This is a genomic window from Enterobacter soli, from assembly GCF_964208575.1.
GTDB classification, from domain to species: Bacteria; Pseudomonadota; Gammaproteobacteria; order Enterobacterales; family Enterobacteriaceae; genus Enterobacter; species Enterobacter soli_A.
On the sequence record NZ_CAXOFU010000006.1, the window covers coordinates 97076 to 116487 of the forward strand.

Below are 19412 nucleotides of genomic sequence, written 5' to 3' on the forward strand. Positions count from 1 at the left end.
CCGACATGAAGACTCAATTACTCAGTGGAATCGTGTTGCTGATGGCCTCCACCCTCGCTCACGCGCAGCAGCATTTCAGCACGCCCGAACAGGCCACCGACGCGCTGGCAACCGCGATCAGCGAGCAAAACGAAAGCGCGATGAGCAACCTGCTCGGGGAAAACTGGCGCGATTTTCTGCCCGAAGAAGGCGTCGATCCGGACGCGGTGGATCGCTTCCTGCGCGACTGGAAGGTGAAACACAGCACCGTCATCAACGGCGACGTGGCGCATCTGGTGGTCGGCGACAGCAGCTGGCAGCTGCCCATCCCGGTCATAAAGACCGCCAGCGGCTGGCAATTTGACATTCAGGAAGCCGCCGAGGAGATCCTGACCCGCGAAATCGGGCGCAACGAACTCGCCGCCATCGAGGCGCTTCACGCCTACGTCGACGCGCAGCAAAGCTATTACGCCATGAACCAGAGCTACGCGAAGAAAGTGGTGAGCTCAGCGGGCAAAAAAGACGGCCTGTACTGGCCGGCAGCCCCCGGCGAAGCGCCCAGCCCGCTTGGCCCGGCCTTTAGCCCCACCGAGCCCGGCGCGGGCTATCACGGCTACCGGTTCCGCATTCTGCCGGACAAAAACAGCGGCTTCGCGATGGTTGCCTGGCCGGTCAGCTACGGGCAAACGGGGGTGATGAGCTTTGTGGTGAATCAGGATGATAAGGTGTACCAGAAGGATCTGGGCAACGACTCCGCGCAAAAAGCGCAGGCGCTCGCGCAATACAACCCGGACGGCAGCTGGCAGCCCGTGGCGCCGTAAACGTCAGGCATAAAAAAAGCGGCTCGTGAGCCGCTTTTTTCTGTCAGAAGAAACTTACTTCTTCTTCGCTTTCGCGTTTGGCAGGTCGGTGATGCTACCTTCAAACACTTCTGCCGCCAGGCCCACTGACTCGTGCAGAGTCGGGTGCGCGTGGATGGTCAGCGCGATGTCTTCCGCGTCGCAGCCCATTTCGATCGCCAGACCGATTTCACCCAGCAGCTCGCCGCCGTTGGTACCGACAATCGCACCACCGATTACGCGGTGAGTCTCTTTGTCGAAGATCAGTTTGGTCATACCGTCTGCGCAGTCGGACGCGATAGCACGGCCGGAAGCAGCCCACGGGAAGGTGGCGGTTTCGTAGCTGATGCCTTTCTCTTTCGCTTCTTTCTCGGTCAGACCCACCCAGGCAACTTCTGGCTCGGTGTACGCGATAGATGGGATCACTTTCGGATCGAAGTAGTGCTTCATGCCGGCGATAACTTCAGCGGCAACGTGGCCTTCGTGAACACCTTTGTGCGCCAGCATAGGCTGACCGACGATATCGCCGATAGCAAAGATGTGCGGCACGTTAGTGCGCAGCTGTTTGTCAACGCGGATAAAGCCACGGTCGTCCACTTCCACGCCAGCTTTGCCCGCGTCGAGGTTTTTACCGTTCGGCACGCGGCCGATTGCCACCAGCACGGCGTCGTAACGCTGTGGTTCAGCAGGAGCTTTTTTGCCTTCCATGGAAACGTAAATACCGTCTTCTTTCGCTTCAACGGCAGTCACTTTGGTTTCCAGCATCAGGTTGAATTTCTTGCTGATGCGTTTGGTGAAGACTTTAACGATGTCTTTGTCGGCAGCCGGGATAACCTGGTCGAACATTTCAACCACGTCAATATCTGAACCCAGCGCATGGTAAACGGTACCCATTTCCAGACCGATGATACCGCCGCCCATAACCAGCAGGCGTTTTGGCACGGTTTTCAGTTCCAGCGCATCGGTGGAGTCCCACACGCGCGGATCTTCATGCGGAATGAACGGCAGTTCGATCGGACGGGAGCCCGCCGCGATGATCGCGTTGTCGAAGTTGATCACGGTTTTGCCGTTTTCGCCTTCCACTTCCAGGGTGTTTGCCCCGGTGAATTTACCCAGACCGTTAACCACTTTGACCTTACGGCCTTTCGCCATACCCGCCAGACCGCCGGTCAGCTGAGTGATAACTTTCTCTTTCCAGGTACGAATTTTGTCGATATCGGTCTTCGGCTCGCCGAAGACGATACCGTGTTCAGCCAGCGCTTTGGCTTCTTCGATAACTTTTGCTACGTGCAGCAGAGCTTTAGAAGGGATACAGCCGACGTTCAGACAAACACCGCCAAGGGTGTTGTAACGTTCAACGATTACGGTTTCCAGACCTAAATCAGCGCAACGGAAGGCAGCAGAGTAACCTGCCGGGCCTGCCCCAAGTACCACGACCTGAGTTTTGATTTCAGTACTCATCATGACCTCTTATTGATTTCCGGCGGTCCAGGTACTTGTCGCCCTTCATCCACCGGGACGTTCTATCCGCCCGTATTTTACAAAATTGTTAACAATTTTGAAACAACAAACGGCTCACGAATTGTCGCTTTCGCTCATAACCTCACAGACTTCATGAGATTACCAGAAAAAAGCCGGCCGATTGGCCGGCTTTTCGATTACATCACCAGGCGGCGAATGTCGCTCAGCATGTTGTTGATGATGGTGATGAAACGCGCACCATCAGCACCGTCGATCACGCGGTGGTCGAAGGACAGAGAGATTGGCATCATCAGACGCGGCATGAACTCTTTGCCATTCCATACCGGCTCCATCGCGGACTTGGACACGCCAAGGATCGCAACTTCAGGCGCGTTAACAATCGGCGCGAAGTGGGTAGTACCCAGGCCGCCGATGCTGGAGATGGTGAAGCAACCGCCCTGCATTTCGCCAGCGGTCAGCTTGCCATCACGCGCTTTCTTGGAGATCACGGTCAGTTCACGGGACAGCTCGGTGATGCTCTTCTTGTTCACGTCTTTGAAGACCGGAACAACCAGACCATTTGGCGTATCAACCGCAACACCGATGTTGATGTATTTCTTCAGCGTCAGCTTCTGGCCGTCTTCGGACAGGGAGCTGTTGAAGCGTGGCATCTGTTCCAGCGCCGCAGCAACCGCTTTCATGATGAAGACCACTGGGGTGAATTTCACGTCCAGCTTACGCTTCTCAGCTTCGACGTTCTGCTGCTTACGGAAGGCTTCCAGATCGGTGATATCGGTTTTGTCGAAGTGCGTAACGTGCGGGATCATCACCCAGTTACGGCTCAGGTTTGCACCAGAGATTTTCTGGATACGGCCCAGCTCAACTTCTTCGATTTCGCCGAACTTGCTGAAGTCCACTTTCGGCCATGGCAGCATGCCCGGGATACCGCCGCCAGCGGCTGCAGCAGGTGCAGCTTCAGCGCGTTTCACCGCGTCTTTCACGTAGGTCTGAACGTCTTCGCGCAGGATGCGACCTTTACGGCCGGTGCCTTTCACTTTCGCCAGGTTCACACCGAATTCGCGCGCCAGGCGGCGGATCAGCGGAGTCGCGTGGACGTAAGCGTCGTTTTCAGCGAATTCAGATTTGCCTTCTGCTTTCGCAGCTGGGGCCGCGGCAGGTTTAGCCGCCTGAGCCGGAGCAGCAGCCGGTGCTGGAGCAGCCGCAGCCGCCGGAGCAGCAGCAGGCGCAGCGCCTTCCACTTCGAAGACCATGATCAGAGAGCCGGTAGACACTTTGTCGCCGGTGCTGATTTTGATCTCTTTAACCGTACCCGCGAACGGCGCAGGGACTTCCATAGAAGCCTTGTCGCCTTCAACGGTGATCAGTGACTGTTCAGCGGCAACTTTGTCGCCCACTTTCACCATCACTTCGGTCACTTCAACTTCGTCACCGCCGATGTCCGGTACGTTAACGTCTTTCGCGCCGCCAGCGGCTGCTGGTGCAGCAGCCTGAGCCGGTGCCGCTGCCTGTGCAGGCGCGGCAGCAGGTGCAGCACCCGCCACTTCGAAGATCATGATCAGGGAGCCGGTAGACACTTTGTCACCGGTGTTGATTTTGATCTCTTTAACGGTACCCGCGAACGGCGCCGGAACTTCCATAGAGGCTTTGTCGCCTTCTACGGTAATCAGCGACTGCTCAGCGGTCACGGAATCGCCCACTTTCACCAGGATTTCAGTGACTTCAACTTCGTCACCGCCGATGTCAGGCACGTTCACTTCTTTCGCGCTCGCGGCAGCGGCTGGAGCAGCGGCGGCCGGAGCGGCTTCTTTCTTCTCTTCCTGCGCAGGTGCAGCAGCTGCTGCACCGTCGGCGGAATCGAAAATCATGATCAGTTTGCCGGTCTCGGTTTTATCGCCAACAGAGACTTTGATCTCTTTAACGATGCCAGCCTGAGGAGACGGAACTTCCATAGAGGCTTTATCGCCCTCTACGGTGATCAGCGACTGTTCAGCTTCAACTTTGTCGCCCACTTTGACCAGGATCTCGGTGATTTCAACTTCATCAGCCCCGATGTCCGGTACATTGATTTCGATAGCCATTATTCTTTTACCTCTTACGCCAGACGCGGGTTAACTTTTTCTGCATCGATGTTGAATTTGGTAATTGCGTCTGCAACCACTTTCTTATCGATTTCGCCACGTTTAGCCAGTTCGCCCAGGGCTGCTACAACCACGTAGGAAGCATCAACTTCGAAGTGGTGACGCAGGTTTTCGCGGCTGTCAGAACGACCGAAGCCGTCAGTACCCAGTACGCGATAATCATCAGCCGGTACGTAAGTACGAACCTGCTCAGCGAACAGTTTCATATAGTCAGTAGACGCCACCGCTGGCGCATCGTTCATCACCTGAGCGATGTACGGAACGCGCGGCGTTTCCATTGGGTGCAGCATGTTCCAGCGCTCACAATCCTGGCCATCACGCGCCAGTTCAGTGAAGGAGGTCACAGAGTACACGTCGGAACCCACACCGTAGTCTTTCGCCAGGATCTGCGCTGCTTCACGGACGTGACGCAGGATAGAACCGGAGCCCAGCAGCTGAACTTTACCTTTGCTGCCTTCGAGGGTTTCGAGTTTGTAGATACCTTTACGGATACCTTCCTCGGCGCCTTCCGGCATCGCTGGCATGTGGTAGTTTTCGTTCAGCGTGGTGATGTAGTAGTAAATGTTCTCCTGCGCTTCGCCGTACATACGCTGCAGACCGTCATGCATGATGACTGCCACTTCGTACGCGTAAGACGGATCGTAAGAGATACAGTTAGGGATAGTCAGAGACTGAATGTGGCTGTGGCCATCTTCGTGCTGCAGACCTTCACCGTTCAGGGTCGTACGACCGGAAGTACCACCTACCAGGAAGCCGCGAGCCTGCTGGTCGCCAGCCTGCCAGCACAGGTCACCGATACGCTGGAACCCGAACATGGAGTAGTAGATGTAGAACGGGATCATCGGCAGGTTGTTGGTGCTGTAAGAGGTCGCAGCAGCCAGCCAGGATGCGCCTGCGCCCAGCTCGTTGATACCTTCCTGCAGGATCTGGCCTTTCTCGTCTTCTTTGTAGTATGCAACCTGCTCACGGTCCTGCGGGGTGTACTGCTGGCCGTTCGGGCTGTAGATACCGATCTGACGGAACAGACCTTCCATACCGAAAGTACGCGCTTCGTCAGCGATGATTGGCACCAGGCGATCTTTGATCGACTTGTTCTTCAGCATCACGTTCAGGGCACGCACGAAGGCGATAGTGGTGGAGATCTCTTTGTTCTGCTCTTCCAGCAGCTGAGAGAAGTCTTCCAGCGCCGGCAGTTCCAGCTTCTCGGTGAAGTTAGGCTGACGAGCAGGCAGGTAGCCTTTCAGCGCCTGACGACGTTCGTGCAGGTACTTGTGCTCTTCAGAACCTTCCGGGAAGGTGATGTAGGACAGGTTTTCTACCTGCTCATCGGTCACTGGAACGTTGAAACGGTCGCGGATATAACGCACGCCGTCCATGTTCATTTTCTTAACCTGGTGAGCGATGTTTTTACCTTCTGCGGTATCACCCATGCCGTAACCTTTGATGGTGTGGGCCAGGATTACAGTCGCTTTACCTTTGGTTTCCTGCGCTTTTTTCAGTGCAGCGTAGACTTTCTTCGGATCGTGACCACCGCGGTTCAGCGCCCAGATCTGCTCGTCAGTCCAGTCTGCAACCAGTGCTGCGGTTTCAGGATATTTACCGAAGAAGTGCTCACGAACGTAGGCACCGTCTTTAGATTTGAAGGTCTGATAGTCACCGTCAACGGTTTCGTTCATCAGCTGGATCAGTTTACCGCTGGTGTCTTTACGCAGCAGCTCATCCCAACGACCGCCCCACATGACTTTAATCACGTTCCAGCCAGCACCTGCGAAGATGCCTTCCAGTTCGTTGATGATCTTGCCGTTGCCGGTTACCGGACCATCCAGACGCTGCAGGTTACAGTTGATGATGAAGCACAGGTTGTCCAGCTTCTCACGGGTCGCGATGGTGATCGCGCCTTTAGATTCTGGCTCATCCATTTCGCCGTCGCCCAGGAAGGCGTATACGGTCTGCTCAGAGGTGTCTTTCAGCCCACGGTGTTCCAGATATTTCAGGAATTTAGCCTGGTAGATCGCACCGATAGGACCCAGACCCATAGATACGGTCGGGAACTGCCAGAATTCAGGCATCAGTTTAGGGTGCGGATAAGAGGACAGACCTTTACCGTGAACTTCCTGACGGAAGTTGTTCATCTGCTCTTCAGTCAGACGACCTTCCAGGAATGCACGTGCATAGATGCCCGGAGAGATGTGGCCCTGGAAGTACACCAGATCGCCGCCGTCTTTCTCGTTAGCTGCACGGAAGAAGTGGTTGAAGCACACTTCGTAAACGGTTGCAGAAGACTGGAAGGACGCCATGTGGCCGCCCAGCTCCAGATCTTTCTTGGAAGCGCGCAGAACGGTCATGATGGCGTTCCAGCGGATTGCAGAACGAATGCGGCGTTCCAGATCCAGATTGCCCGGGTATTCCGGTTCGTCTTCGACGGCAATCGTGTTTACGTAGTTGCTAGCCCCTGCACCTGAAGCGACCTTCACGCCACCTTTACGGGCTTCTGAAAGCAGCTGATCAATCAGATACTGAGCGCGCTCAACACCTTCTTCACGGATGACCGATTCGATCGCCTGTAGCCAGTCGCGAGTTTCGATCGGATCCACGTCATTTTGGAGACGTTCTGACATGGGGGTATTCCTTATCTATCTAATACGTTGATTTGTCTGGAACCTGTCCCATTGCACTTTCCTTTCTTCATATTTCGGGCTGTCTCTTTGTTGGCTGCGCTTCCTCACCCCAGTCACATAGTTAACTATGCTCCTGGGGATTCGCGCGCTTGCCGCCGCGATACACCCAAACTATTTCGAAAACTAAAAGCGCAATAAGACAGGTTCTGCGTTTAGTTGCCGCGCTCTAAAAAACCCTGGCGCTTAATCCTTTCGTTGCTGTATGCGGCGTAACGAACGTTCGCGACGCGATTGTTCTCGGCTGCGGTCCAGCAAGATTTCCTCAATGAAAGCCAGATGGCGGTGCGACGCTTCGCGCGCCTGCTCCGGTTCCCCGGCCATTATCGCCTCGAATACTCGGGTGCGATGGTTGCTTACCAGTGGGAGCATGTCCCGACGGGCATACAACAATTCAAAATTCTGACGAACGTTCTGGGCCAGCATCGGCTCCATGCAGCGTAGCAAGTGTAGCAACACCACATTGTGTGCCGCTTCGGTGACGGCAATCTGATACTGGACGACGGCATTGGACTCGGCGTCTAAGTCGCCGGACTGCTGTGCCCGTTCAATGGCCTGATGCAGCTCGCGGATGCGCACGCGATCTTCATCAGTGCTGCGAAGGGCGGCGTAATAGGCCGCGATACCTTCAAGCGCGTGACGGGTCTCAAGCAGGTCAAACTGGGATTCGGGGTGGTCAGAAAGAAGCTCTACCAGCGGATCGCTGAAGCTCTGCCACAGGCTGTTTTGCACAAAGGTTCCGCCACCCTGGCGACGAAGCAGCAGGCCCTTGGCTTCGAGGCGTTGAATTGCCTCACGCAGCGAGGGGCGGGAAACGTCGAACTGTTTGGCCAGCTCGCGTTCAGGCGGGAGTTTTTCACCAGGGCGCAGCGTCCCTTCGAGGATCAAAAACTCCAGCTGCTGTTCGATCACATCGGATAATTTTGGTTGGCGAATTTTGCTGTAGGCCATATTCCCTGTCTTACGCCTTTTTGCCCGGAGTCAATTGGTCTTACCAATTTCAAGTTCGTATCGCTAAAGTAACAAAGTATTCACCTTCTGTCCATATTGGTTTTGATTGAAATCAGTAAACCTTGCACATTTTAACAACCTTACAGAAATAACGTTTCAGAAATGTAACTTTGCACAAATGAGTTGATTACCCCCTTCGAGGGAGTTTTAACCATAATGAAACGAGGGTTTTTGCAATCTGAAGCGATTCAACAAGGCAAATAATGAAAATTCGCCCACTTATGGAGCATTTCTATTCTATAGGTTGGGGTAGGAACGACTAACGGGCAGATTTACAAATGCTTTCTTTTTATTCAACTCGTCATCACCCCTTCATAAAGCAGGTGCATTCGCTCGCACTTATCACTATTCTTGCGCCTACGGAAGATGCTTCCGAATATTTCACACCCTTAGTCCGTAAAGAAAATAATACATGAAATGGACTTTCGTAATTACACACGCCATTGCGTGAACATAACAACCACACACGAGGTTTCATGATGGAAGGTCAACAGCACGGCGATCAGCTAAAGCGCGGACTTAAAAACCGCCATATACAGCTCATCGCATTAGGTGGTGCTATCGGTACCGGCCTGTTTCTGGGAAGCGCATCCGTTATCCAGTCCGCCGGCCCTGGCATTATTTTGGGTTACGCTATCGCGGGGTTCATCGCCTTCCTGATTATGCGTCAGCTGGGTGAGATGGTGGTTGAGGAGCCGGTTGCAGGCTCGTTCAGCCACTTCGCCTATAAATACTGGGGCGGCTTTGCGGGCTTCGCCTCCGGCTGGAACTACTGGGTACTGTACGTGCTGGTTGCCATGGCCGAGCTGACCGCCGTCGGCAAGTACATTCAGTTCTGGTATCCGGAGATCCCCACCTGGGCCTCCGCGGCGGCCTTCTTCGTTATCATTAACGCCATCAACCTGACCAACGTAAAAGTGTTCGGTGAGATGGAGTTCTGGTTTGCCATCATTAAAGTCATTGCCGTGGTGGCGATGATCATCTTCGGCGGCTGGCTGCTGTTCAGCGGCAACGGCGGCCCGCAGGCGACGGTGCGTAACCTCTGGGAGCAGGGCGGGTTCCTGCCTCACGGTATGACCGGGCTGGTGATGATGATGGCGATTATCATGTTCTCCTTCGGCGGCCTTGAGCTGGTGGGGATCACCGCAGCCGAAGCCGATAACCCGGAGCAGAGCATCCCGAAAGCCACCAACCAGGTTATCTACCGCATTCTGATCTTCTATGTGGGTTCACTGGCCGTTCTGCTCTCCCTGCTGCCGTGGACGCGCGTCACCGCCGACACCAGCCCGTTCGTGCTTATCTTCCATGAGCTTGGCGACACCCTCGTGGCAAACGCCCTGAACGTGGTGGTGCTGACCGCGGCGCTGTCCGTTTATAACAGCTGCGTCTACTGCAACAGCCGTATGCTGTTCGGCCTGGCGCAGCAGGGCAACGCTCCGAAAGCGCTGCTCAACGTGGATAAGCGCGGCGTACCGGTTAACACCATCCTGGTCTCTGCCGTCGTCACCGCGCTGTGCGTATTGATTAACTACCTTGCACCGGAGTCGGCCTTTGGCCTGCTGATGGCGCTGGTGGTCTCTGCTCTGGTGATCAACTGGGCGATGATCAGCCTGGCGCACATGAAGTTCCGCCGCGCGAAACAGCAGCAGGGCGTAACCACCCGCTTCCCGGCGCTGTTCTATCCGCTGGGTAACTGGATCTGCCTGCTGTTCATGGTGGCGGTGCTGGTCATCATGGTCATCACCCCGGGCATGGCGATTTCTGTTTACCTGATCCCGGTCTGGATTGCCGTTCTCGGCGTGGGCTACCTGTGTAAAGAGAAAACCCGCAACGCCGTAAAAGCGCATTAATCCCCTCCCCGACGTGCCCGCGCTTTGCGGGCGCGTCGAGTTGTTACCTTCCTCACATATTCTCGCCGACAGCCATTTAATCCATATCACCGACTTTATACTGCAACGCATATATTTGATTGCCAGCGAATAATTCTCTCCATACCGTAACCCGGAGAGCAGTCAATGGATAACACAAAGCTTTCAGTCAAAGAAAAGATCGGCTATGGGATGGGCGACGCAGGATGCAACATCATCTTCGGCGCCATCATGCTGTTTGTTAACTATTTTTATACGGATATTTTCGGCCTGGCCCCCGCACTGGTGGGGGTATTGTTGCTCTCAGTGCGGGTTATCGACGCCGTAACGGACCCGATCATGGGGGCGATCGCCGACCGTACCCGCAGTAAATACGGACGATTTCGTCCATGGCTGCTGTGGATTGCCTTCCCCTATGCGCTGTTCAGCATCCTGATGTTCACCACGCCGGAATGGAGCTATAACAGCAAGGTTATCTATGCGTTTGTCACCTATTTCCTGCTGTCGCTGACCTACACCGCCATTAACATTCCGTACTGCTCGCTGGGCGGCGTGATCACCAACGATCCGAAGGAGCGCGTGGCCTGCCAGTCCTGGCGCTTTGTGCTGGTGGGTATCGCCACCCTGCTGCTCTCCCTGACGCTGCTGCCGATGGCCGACTGGTTCGGCGGCGACAACAAGGCCAAAGGCTACCAGATGGCGATGACCGTGCTGGCGCTGATCGGGACCTGCATGTTCCTGTTCTGCTTCGCCACCGTGCGCGAGCGCGTGCGCCCGGCGGTGCAAACCAACGACGAGCTGAAAAACGATCTCAGGGACGTGTGGAAAAACGACCAGTGGGTGCGCATTTTGCTGCTGACGCTCTGCAACGTCTGCCCCGGGTTTATCCGCATGGCGGCGACGATGTACTACGTCACCTGGGTAATGGGCCAAAGCACCCACTTCGCCACCCTGTTTATCAGCCTCGGCGTGGTGGGCATGATGTTCGGCAGTATGCTGGCAAAAGTCCTGACCGACCGCTGGTGTAAGCTGAAGGTGTTCTTCTGGACCAACATCGCGCTGGCGATTTTCTCCTGCGCGTTCTATTTCTTCGATCCGAAAGCGACCACCGCCATCGTGGTGCTCTACTTCCTGCTCAACATCCTGCACCAGGTCCCTTCCCCGCTGCACTGGTCGCTGATGGCCGACGTGGACGACTACGGCGAGTGGAAAACCGGTAAACGCATCACCGGGATCAGCTTCTCCGGCAACATCTTCTTCCTCAAACTCGGGCTGGCGATTGCCGGTGCGATGGTTGGCTTCCTGCTCTCCTGGTACGGCTATGACGCGGGTGCAAAAGCGCAAAGCGCGGATGCCATCAACGGGATCGTGCTGCTCTTTACCGTCATTCCGGGCGTGGGATACCTCATCACCGCGGGGGTGGTGCGTCTGCTGAAGGTTGACCGCGACACCATGAAGCAGATCCAGGCAGACCTGGAAAAGCGCCGGAACAACTACCGCGAGCTGAACGACTATACCCTAAATAATTCGAGTTGCAGGAAGGCGGCAAGTGAGTGAATCCCCGGGAGCGTACATAAGTACGTGATTGGGGTGAACGAGTGCAGCCAACGCACATGCAACTTGAAGTATGAAGGGTATATCAGGAACTCAAAGCCGCTGAGACCAAATAAGGAGAGCCGAATGCAAACCTGGCCAAACCCGTTTATCGAACAACGCGCCGATCCGTACATTCTGCATCATGAGGGGCAGTACTATTTCATCGCCTCCGTGCCGCAGTACGACAGGCTGGCAATCCGCCGTGCCGACACGCTGGAAGGCTTACGCAGCGCCGAAGAGGTCGTGGTGTGGCGCAAGCCCGATACCGGCCCGATGAGCCAGCTTATCTGGGCGCCAGAGCTGCACCACATCGACGGTAAGTGGTACATCTATTTTGCCGCCACCCACACGCAGGCGCTGGATAAGCTCGGGATGTTCCAGCACCGCATGTTCGCTATCGAATGTGCCGGGCCGGATCCGCTTACCGGCAGCTGGGAGGAAAAAGGGCAAATCGTCACCCCGTTCGACACCTTCGCGCTGGACGCCACCACCTTCGTGCATCAGGGCAAGCGCTGGTATCTGTGGGCGCAAAAGGCCCCGGATATCTCCGGCAACTCCAACCTCTATTTGTGCGAAATGGAAAATCCCTGGACGCTCAAGGGCGAGCCGGTGATGCTGAGCCAGCCGGAATACGACTGGGAGTGCCGCGGCTTTTGGGTCAACGAAGGCCCGGCGGTGCTGGTGCACGATGACAGGCTATTTATCAGCTATTCCGCCAGCGCCACGGATGAAAATTACTGCATGGGGCTGCTGTGGATAGACATGAACGCCGATCCGCAAAACCCGGCGAACTGGCATAAATCGCCCCATCCGGTTTTCAAAACCAGCTACGAAAACCGCCAGTACGGGCCTGGGCACAACAGCTTTACGCAAACGCCGGAAGGGGAAGATGTGCTGGTGTATCACGCGCGTAACTACACCGAAATTGAAGGCGATCCGCTTTACGATCCCAATCGCCATACCCGCCTGAAGCGAGTGCGCTGGAAAGAAAACGGGATGCCCGATTTCGGCATCCCGCCCGCTGATACGCAGTAAATGATGCGGCGCGCTGGCCTACACCAGCGTGCCGTAAATCGTCAGCAGCGCCACGACCACAATCACCACAAACGACGTTTTCTTGGCCATGGAAACCGCCGCTTTCGGCGTTTCTACCTTGTCGGTATGCGGTTCACGCGCCAGGGAGAACTGCGCCAGACGCGTCAGCACCTGATACTGTGAGGTATGGCGGTCGCCCAGAGAGGCAAACCAGGCCGGGAGCGCCTTTTCACCGTGACCAATCAGCGCGTACACCACCCCAACCAGGCGCACCGGAAGCCAGTCAAGCACGTGCAGAATGGCATCAATCCCGGACTGCAAGCGCTCGTGCGGGGTGAGATAACGGGCAAGCCAGCTCTGCCAGGCGCGTAAAAAGGCATAGCCCATCAGCAGTACCGGCCCCCACGGACCACCCACCACAAACCAGAACAGCGGCGCCAGATAAAAGCGGAAGTTAATCCACAGCAGCGCGTTTTGCAGCTCGCGAAGGAAATCACGCTCGTCGCAATCCGGCGGCACGCCGTGGATCATGGTCAGCTCGCTGGCCATTGCGGCACGCGCATGGGCATCATCACGCGATGCCGCTTTCAGGTAGGCGTGATAGTGCAGCCGCACCTTGCCCGCGCCAATGCACAGCACGCCGAGCAGGATCCACACCACCAGCAGCGGCACGTTGAAAAACAGGCCGTACAGCGCGCGCAGCAGGAGGAAAGTAACCAGCATCACGCCCGCCATCATCAGCAGCGTGCGCAGCATGGAAAAGTGTTTGATTCTGCGGAAAAAGACTTCGAGTCGATGATCCAATTGCCAGTGTTCACCGAGCTTAAACAAACGCTCGGCGATGATAACCAGCAGCATGGTAAACAACGTCATGTTATCTCCTTATCTGACGAAGCGGTAAGCATGGCGTGAAAACGCGACCAGTCAAACGCCGGACCGGGGTCGGTTTTTCTCACCGGGGCAATGTCGCTGTGCCCGGTTATATTCTCGGCTATCGCGGGATACATTCCGATCAGGGTCTGCGCCACGGCAGCCAGCTGTTGATACTGCGCGTCGGTATACGGCGTGGTGTCAGTTCCTTCCAGTTCGATACCAATCGAAAAATCATTGCAGCGTTCGCGCCCCTGGTAAACCGACACCCCGGCGTGCCAGGCGCGCTTATCAAACGGAACATACTGAACAATCTCTCCGTCACGGCGGATCAGGCAGTGCGCCGACACGCGCAGATGCGCGATTTCAGCAAAGAAGGGATGAGCGTTGGGATCAATCGTTCCCGTGAATAATGCATCAATCCACGGCCCGCCAAATTCCCCAGGCGGAAGACTGATATTGTGAACCACCAGCAGTGTGGGCTTTTCATCCTCCGGGCGGCAATCGTGGTGCGGCGAGGGCACATGCCGCGCGTCCACTAGCCATCCGTTTTCTAACAACATGCTGGAACTCCTTATGTATGGTGCTGTTACTCGGTTCAGAGTAGCATGTTTCAATATTATGATTCGTTACCAATTTGGAGTTTTATCATGCCGCCTCGCCGCTACAACCCCGACCACCGACGTGACGCGCTTCTGGAACGTATTAACCTGGATATCCCGGCAAGCGTTGCCCATGCCCTGAAAGAAGATCTGGGCGGCGACGTCAATGCCGACAACGATATTACCGCGCAATTATTACCAAAAGAGACGCGCTCCCACGCGGTCATCATCACCCGCGAAGACGGCGTGTTTTGCGGTAAGCGCTGGGTCGAAGAGGTGTTCACTCAGCTTGCTGGCGACGATGTGCAGGTCACCTGGCATGTGGAAGACGGCGATGCCATCCGCGCAAATCAGCCGCTGTTCGAACTCGACGGCCCTTCTCGCGTGCTGCTGACCGGCGAACGCACCGCGCTTAACTTTGTGCAGACGCTGTCCGGCGTCGCCAGCGAAGTTCGCCGCTACACCGACCTGCTGGCGGGCACCCAAACTCAGCTGCTCGACACGCGTAAAACCCTGCCGGGCCTGCGTACCGCGCTGAAGTACGCGGTGCTGTGCGGCGGCGGCGCGAACCACCGTCTGGGCCTCTCCGACGCCTTCCTCATCAAAGAAAACCACATTATTGCCTCTGGCTCCGTGCGTCAGGCGGTGGAAAAAGCCTTCTGGCTGCACCCGGACGTGCCGGTCGAGGTGGAAGTGGAAACGCTGGAAGAGCTGGATGAAGCCATCAGCGCCGGGGCCGATATCATCATGCTGGATAACTTTGAAACCGAGCAGATGCGCGAAGCGGTAAAACGCACCAACGGTCAGGCGCAGCTTGAGGTTTCCGGCAACGTGACCTTCGACACCATCCGCGAATTCGCCGAAACGGGCGTTGATTTTATCTCCGTCGGCGCGCTGACCAAACACGTCCGCGCCCTCGATCTCTCAATGCGCTTTAAGTAATCCCCCGCTTCCCCTCTCCGCCCGGAGAGGGGAAATACGAGGCGACTCGCAAATCTGCTGTTCCGCACTGCAACCCCGTCATTAATCCCTGAAAGCGCCTTCACGTTTCCTTTTTTGCCGCTCGTCTCAACGCCTCCTCGCTGCCACAGTAGCGCCACTTTTTCTGAGGAGCAGATATGAACAGACAACAAGGATTCACGCTCATTGAGCTGATGGTGGTCATTGGCATTATTGCCATTCTGAGCGCGATAGGCATTCCCGCTTACCAGAGCTACCTGCGAAAAGCCGCTTTGACCGATATGCTGCAAACCGTCACTCCCTACCGAACGGCGGTCGAACTCTGCGCGCTGGAGCGGGGCGGAACGGACGGCTGCGACGGCGGCAGTAACGGCATTCCGTCGCCTGCCACGTCCCGCTACGTTTCCGCCATGAGCGTGGCAAAAGGCACGGTCTCGGTCTCCGGTCAGGAGAGTCTTAACGGGCTTGAGGTCAGCCTCACGCCGCTGTGGGGCAACGGCAACGGCATCACGGGCTGGACGCGTACCTGCACCATCGCCAGCGACAGCGCGCTCAGGCAGGCCTGCGAAGAGATCTTCCGCTTCAACAGCAAGTAGCAGGAGCCGCCCATGAAATTCGAACAACTCATGGCGCTGTGCCAGCGCCACAACGCCCAGCTGCTTGCCAGCGATGCCGGCAAAGTCAGCATTGCCGTAGTGGGAACACCGAACGCCGAGCTGATGGAGGCCTTACGCTTCGCCACGCAAAAGCGCATTGATATCGAATGCTGGCCCCGCGAGCGCATGGAAAAGCACAGGCAGCTCGCCGCGCAGTCCCATCTGCCCGTCGCCGCTAATACCGCCTCTGCGGTGGATATTCTCAACCGCACGCTTTTGCAGGCCATGAACCAGCGTGCGTCTGATATCCACATTGAGCCCACGGAGCAGGCCTGCCATATCCGCCTGCGCATTGATGGCGTGTTAACCCCACAGCCATCGTTGTCCGCAGAGCTGGCTGCAACGCTCACCGCACGGCTAAAAGTGCTGGGGAATCTGGACATTGCCGAGCGCCGCCTGCCGCAGGACGGGCAGTTTACGGTGGAGCTGGCGAACGAGCCTGTCTCTTTTCGCATCGCCACGCTGCCCTGCAGCAATGGGGAGAAAATTGTTCTGCGCCTGTTGCAGCAGGTCAATCAGGCGCTGGACGTTGGTCTGCTGGGGATGAACGCCGATCAGCTGGCGCGCTTCACCAGGGTGCTCCACCAGCCACAGGGGTTGATCCTCGTCACCGGGCCAACGGGAAGCGGGAAAACCGTGACGCTCTACAGCGCGTTACAGGCCCGCAATACGTCTGATGTGAATATCTGCAGCGTCGAAGACCCGATTGAGATCCCCCTGCCCGGCTTAAACCAGACGCAGATTAACCCCCGCGCGGGCTTAAGCTTTCAAAGCGTGCTGCGCGCGCTGCTTCGCCAGGACCCGGACATCATCATGGTCGGTGAGATCCGCGACGGCGAAACGGCCGAGATAGCCATTAACGCCGCCCAGACCGGGCATCTGGTGCTCTCCACGCTCCATACAAACTCGACGGCAGAAGCGCTGATCCGCCTGCAGCAGATGGGCGTTGCCCGCTGGATGATTGCCTCTGCACTCTCTTTGGTTATCTCTCAGCGTCTGGTTCGCCGCCTGTGCCCGCACTGCCGACGGGAGGGACAAACCAAAACGGCCATGCCGCGCACGCTGTGGCCACGCGAGCTCCCCCACTGGCAGCCCGTGGGGTGCGAGCGTTGCTATCACGGCTTTTACGGGCGCGTTGCGCTGTTTGAAGTGCTGACCGTGGATAATCCCCTTCGGCAGGCGATTTCCGGCGGCGCAGCCGTCGAGGTTATCGAAGCCAGCGCCCGGCAGACCGGGATGATGACTCTGTTCGAGCATGGCTGCATGGCAGTCGAACAGGGACTTACCACACTGGAAGAGCTGATACGCGTTCTGGGGATGCCCGATGGCAGCTAATCAACTCTGGCGCTGGCGGGCGCTGACGCTCGACGGCGAGCTGCAAAGCGGTGCGCTGTGGGCAACCTGCCGCGAAGCGGCGTTTACCGCATTGATGCATAAGGCCCTGCACCCGCTAACCCTGACGCGCTGCTCCCCGCGCCATCGCTGGCAGGCCAATCACTGCTACGAGGTGTTTAGCCAGCTTGCGACCCTACTCCAGGCCGGGATTACGCTGTCCGACAGCCTGCAAATGCTGGCGCAACAGCACCCTTTGACCCAATGGCAGGCCCTTTTACAAAGCCTGGCAGACGATCTGAGTGAAGGATCGGCATTTTCGGAGGCGTTAAAAAAATGGCCCAACGTATTTAGTCCGCTGTACGTGTCGATGGTGAAAACGGGCGAGCTGACGGGAAAGCTGGAAACCTGCTGTCGGCAGCTCGCTCAGCAGCAAAAATCACAGCAGCTTCTCAACGCCAGGGTGAAAAAAGCGCTGCGCTATCCCCTGATCGTCCTGACGCTGGCCGTCGCCGTGGTGCTGGCGATGGTGACGCTGGTGCTGCCAGAGTTCGCAGCTATCTATAAAACGTTTAATACTCCCCTTCCGCTGCTGACCCGGATGGTCATGGGGCTGGCAACCTTCATTGAGGAGTGGTTGATGGTGCTCGTCGTTTTGCTGCTGATACCTGCCCTGCTCGTTTACAGCCTACGGCGGGATCCGCGATGGCAGCGCGTGAGCCAGCGCATTCTGCTGCAAATGCCCGCGGTGGGTTCGCTGGCAAAAGGGCACAGGCTGGGGCAAATATTCACCGTGCTCTCGCTCACGCAGCAGGCGGGTATCGCCTTTTTACAGGGGCTGGAAAGCGTGGAGGAGACGACCCAGAATCGTTACTGGCAGGAGATCGTTCACGCCATGCGCGAAGAGGTCGAGCGGGGATCGCCCGTCTGGTCAGCGTTTCAAAACGCCGCGGTGTTTACGCCGCTTTGCATACAGCTGGTGCGCACAGGTGAAATTTCCGGGGCGCTCGATATCATGCTGGCGAACCTGGCGCGCCACCACACCGAACACGCGTTTCAGCAGGCAGATAGCCTGGCCGCTTTGATGGAGCCAGTACTGTTGATTGTGACCGGAGTGATAATCGGCACGCTGGTGGTGGCAATGTATCTTCCCATTTTCCACCTGGGAGATGCCATGAGCGCGGGATAGCGCTGGCGCATGACGCTGCGCCAGCGAGAGGCCATTACAGGCTATTGAAAATGCGGTTTTCCTGTTCCTGAACGCGGATAAACGTGGTGCGTTTGGTCAGCTCTTTCAGGCGAGATGCTCCCACGTAGGTGCAGGCTGAACGCAGGCCGCCGAGAATATCGAGCGCGGTATTTTCTACCGGGCCGCGCAGAGGCAGCTTCACGGTTTTACCTTCTGCTGCGCGATATTTCGCAACGCCGCCCACGTGGCGAGTCATGGCAGATTCAGAGCTCATGCCGTAGAACAGCATAAATTTCTCGCCGTTCTCTTCAACGACGGTGCCGCCGCTCTCTTCGTGGCCTGCCAGCATTCCGCCGAGCATGACGAAGTCTGCGCCGCCACCGAAGGCTTTCGCGACATCGCCTGGCATGGTGCAGCCGCCGTCGCTGATGATCTGGCCGCCGAGACCGTGAGCCGCATCAGCGCACTCAATCACCGCAGAAAGCTGCGGATAGCCGACACCGGTTTTCACACGCGTGGTGCACACGGAGCCAGGGCCAATACCGACCTTCACGATATCTGCGCCGGAAAGAATCAGCTCTTCACACATTTCGCCGGTCACAACGTTACCCGCGATAATGGTTTTTGTCGGCCAGGCTTCACGCGCTTTGCTGACGAACTGAACGAAGTGTTCGGAATAACCATTCGCAACGTCAATACAAACGAAATTCAGCGCCGGGTTGGCAGCCAGAATCTGTTTGGTCTTCTCGAAATCGGCGTCGGAGGTGCCGGTGGATACCACGGCATGTTTGATAACATCTTCGGAAGCAGAAGCGACAAAGTCGTTCCACTCTTCCGGGCTGTAGTGTTTATGCACGGCGGTGAGAATGTCGAACTTCGCCAGCGCGGTCGCCATTTCGAAGGTGCCCACGGTGTCCATGTTAGCGGCAATGATCGGCACACCAGACCAGGTCTGACCGGAATGTTTAAAGGTGAATTGACGGTCGAGTTCAACGTCTGAGCGACTTTTCAGCGTAGAGCGTTTAGGGCGGATAAGAACGTCTTTGAAACCTAACTTCAGATCTTCTTCGATACGCATGTGCGGATTCCTGGGGTTAGAGGCAAATATTTAAAAGCACAACTCCAGTGACGCTATCATACGCACTAATACCTGCTCCGCAAGACTGCGAAATTCTCTTTT

General features: G+C 56.7%; 15 protein-coding genes. 8 read left to right on the forward strand and 7 right to left on the reverse strand.

Annotation, left to right across the window (positions count from 1 at the left end):
- Window positions 1-5 precede the first annotated feature (5 nt).
- Window positions 6-800, forward strand: coding sequence for a DUF2950 family protein (locus AB6V08_RS08050; protein ID WP_368542189.1), 795 nt, complete (start codon window positions 6-8; stop codon window positions 798-800).
- Window positions 801-854: 54 nt separating this feature from the next.
- Here the strand turns inward: AB6V08_RS08050 and lpdA are convergent, their stop codons facing one another.
- The 4 genes from lpdA to pdhR form a co-directional block, all read right to left on the reverse strand.
- Window positions 855-2279 carry a dihydrolipoyl dehydrogenase gene (gene lpdA, locus AB6V08_RS08055; RefSeq protein ID WP_148420169.1) on the reverse strand — a complete coding sequence of 475 codons (1425 nt, stop codon included), beginning with the start codon at window positions 2277-2279 and terminating at the stop codon, window positions 855-857.
- A 197-nt stretch (window positions 2280-2476) separates the two neighbouring features.
- Window positions 2477-4378: a pyruvate dehydrogenase complex dihydrolipoyllysine-residue acetyltransferase gene (gene aceF / locus AB6V08_RS08060; RefSeq protein ID WP_368542190.1), complete on the reverse strand. Its 1902-nt coding sequence runs from the start codon at window positions 4376-4378 to the stop codon at window positions 2477-2479.
- 14 nt (window positions 4379-4392) lie between these two features.
- Complete coding sequence (aceE, locus tag AB6V08_RS08065; RefSeq protein WP_368542191.1) at window positions 4393-7056, reverse strand: pyruvate dehydrogenase (acetyl-transferring), homodimeric type; 2664 nt, start codon at window positions 7054-7056, stop codon at window positions 4393-4395.
- Between the two features lie 243 nt (window positions 7057-7299).
- Window positions 7300-8064, reverse strand: a complete 765-nt coding sequence (gene pdhR / locus AB6V08_RS08070; RefSeq protein ID WP_013095596.1) for a pyruvate dehydrogenase complex transcriptional repressor PdhR — start codon at window positions 8062-8064, stop codon at window positions 7300-7302.
- Window positions 8065-8600: 536 nt separating this feature from the next.
- Here pdhR and aroP point away from each other — a divergent pair.
- The 3 genes from aroP to AB6V08_RS08085 all read left to right on the forward strand — a co-directional run bounded on the left by aroP (window position 8601) and on the right by AB6V08_RS08085 (window position 12623).
- Window positions 8601-9974 (forward strand): aromatic amino acid transporter AroP, encoded by a 1374-nt coding sequence (gene aroP, locus AB6V08_RS08075; RefSeq protein ID WP_368542192.1) that lies wholly within the window; start codon window positions 8601-8603, stop codon window positions 9972-9974.
- A 165-nt stretch (window positions 9975-10139) separates the two neighbouring features.
- Window positions 10140-11549, forward strand: coding sequence for a glycoside-pentoside-hexuronide (GPH):cation symporter (locus tag AB6V08_RS08080; RefSeq protein WP_368542193.1), 1410 nt, complete (start codon window positions 10140-10142; stop codon window positions 11547-11549).
- Between the two features lie 123 nt (window positions 11550-11672).
- Window positions 11673-12623, forward strand: coding sequence for a glycoside hydrolase family 43 protein (locus tag AB6V08_RS08085; protein WP_368542194.1), 951 nt, complete (start codon window positions 11673-11675; stop codon window positions 12621-12623).
- Window positions 12624-12641: 18 nt separating this feature from the next.
- Here the strand turns inward: AB6V08_RS08085 and ampE are convergent, their stop codons facing one another.
- The gene (gene ampE, locus AB6V08_RS08090) at window positions 12642-13496 is read right to left on the reverse strand and encodes a beta-lactamase regulator AmpE (protein WP_368542195.1); all 855 of its coding nucleotides are present in this window, start codon (window positions 13494-13496) and stop codon (window positions 12642-12644) included.
- Window positions 13493-14056, reverse strand: a complete 564-nt coding sequence (gene ampD / locus AB6V08_RS08095; protein ID WP_368542196.1) for a 1,6-anhydro-N-acetylmuramyl-L-alanine amidase AmpD — start codon at window positions 14054-14056, stop codon at window positions 13493-13495. Before ampD ends, ampE begins: the two co-directional genes overlap by 4 nt.
- An 87-nt stretch (window positions 14057-14143) precedes the next feature.
- Here ampD and nadC point away from each other — a divergent pair, with 87 nt between their 5' ends.
- From nadC to hofC, 4 genes are all read left to right on the forward strand, one after another.
- Window positions 14144-15037 (forward strand): carboxylating nicotinate-nucleotide diphosphorylase, encoded by an 894-nt coding sequence (nadC, locus tag AB6V08_RS08100; protein WP_368542197.1) that lies wholly within the window; start codon window positions 14144-14146, stop codon window positions 15035-15037.
- 176 nt (window positions 15038-15213) lie between these two features.
- Complete coding sequence (gene ppdD / locus AB6V08_RS08105) at window positions 15214-15651, forward strand: prepilin peptidase-dependent pilin (RefSeq protein ID WP_368542198.1); 438 nt, start codon at window positions 15214-15216, stop codon at window positions 15649-15651.
- Between the two features lie 12 nt (window positions 15652-15663).
- Window positions 15664-17046 (forward strand): type II secretion system protein GspE, encoded by a 1383-nt coding sequence (gspE, locus tag AB6V08_RS08110; RefSeq protein ID WP_368542199.1) that lies wholly within the window; start codon window positions 15664-15666, stop codon window positions 17044-17046.
- On the forward strand, window positions 17036-18232 hold the full coding sequence (gene hofC, locus AB6V08_RS08115) for a protein transport protein HofC (protein ID WP_368542200.1): 1197 nt from the start codon (window positions 17036-17038) through the stop codon (window positions 18230-18232). Before gspE ends, hofC begins: the two co-directional genes overlap by 11 nt.
- Window positions 18233-18266: 34 nt before the next feature.
- On the opposite strand, the gene AB6V08_RS08120 is transcribed toward hofC, so the two are convergent.
- Complete coding sequence (locus AB6V08_RS08120; RefSeq protein ID WP_368542201.1) at window positions 18267-19310, reverse strand: GMP reductase; 1044 nt, start codon at window positions 19308-19310, stop codon at window positions 18267-18269.
- Window positions 19311-19412: the final 102 nt, after the last annotated feature.

Coding starts and splice junctions, on each gene's coding strand:
- aceF (WP_368542190.1), bottom strand. CDS start 4,378: ATGGCTATCGAAATCAATGTACCGGACATCGGGGCTGATGAAGTTGAA.
- aroP (WP_368542192.1), top strand. CDS start 8,601: ATGATGGAAGGTCAACAGCACGGCGATCAGCTAAAGCGCGGACTTAAA.
- ampE (WP_368542195.1), bottom strand. CDS start 13,496: ATGACGTTGTTTACCATGCTGCTGGTTATCATCGCCGAGCGTTTGTTT.
- nadC (WP_368542197.1), top strand. CDS start 14,144: ATGCCGCCTCGCCGCTACAACCCCGACCACCGACGTGACGCGCTTCTG.
- lpdA (WP_148420169.1), bottom strand. CDS start 2,279: ATGAGTACTGAAATCAAAACTCAGGTCGTGGTACTTGGGGCAGGCCCG.
- ppdD (WP_368542198.1), top strand. CDS start 15,214: ATGAACAGACAACAAGGATTCACGCTCATTGAGCTGATGGTGGTCATT.
- gspE (WP_368542199.1), top strand. CDS start 15,664: ATGAAATTCGAACAACTCATGGCGCTGTGCCAGCGCCACAACGCCCAG.
- AB6V08_RS08085 (WP_368542194.1), top strand. CDS start 11,673: ATGCAAACCTGGCCAAACCCGTTTATCGAACAACGCGCCGATCCGTAC.
- hofC (WP_368542200.1), top strand. CDS start 17,036: ATGGCAGCTAATCAACTCTGGCGCTGGCGGGCGCTGACGCTCGACGGC.
- AB6V08_RS08080 (WP_368542193.1), top strand. CDS start 10,140: ATGGATAACACAAAGCTTTCAGTCAAAGAAAAGATCGGCTATGGGATG.
- aceE (WP_368542191.1), bottom strand. CDS start 7,056: ATGTCAGAACGTCTCCAAAATGACGTGGATCCGATCGAAACTCGCGAC.
- ampD (WP_368542196.1), bottom strand. CDS start 14,056: ATGTTGTTAGAAAACGGATGGCTAGTGGACGCGCGGCATGTGCCCTCG.
- AB6V08_RS08050 (WP_368542189.1), top strand. CDS start 6: ATGAAGACTCAATTACTCAGTGGAATCGTGTTGCTGATGGCCTCCACC.
- pdhR (WP_013095596.1), bottom strand. CDS start 8,064: ATGGCCTACAGCAAAATTCGCCAACCAAAATTATCCGATGTGATCGAA.
- AB6V08_RS08120 (WP_368542201.1), bottom strand. CDS start 19,310: ATGCGTATCGAAGAAGATCTGAAGTTAGGTTTCAAAGACGTTCTTATC.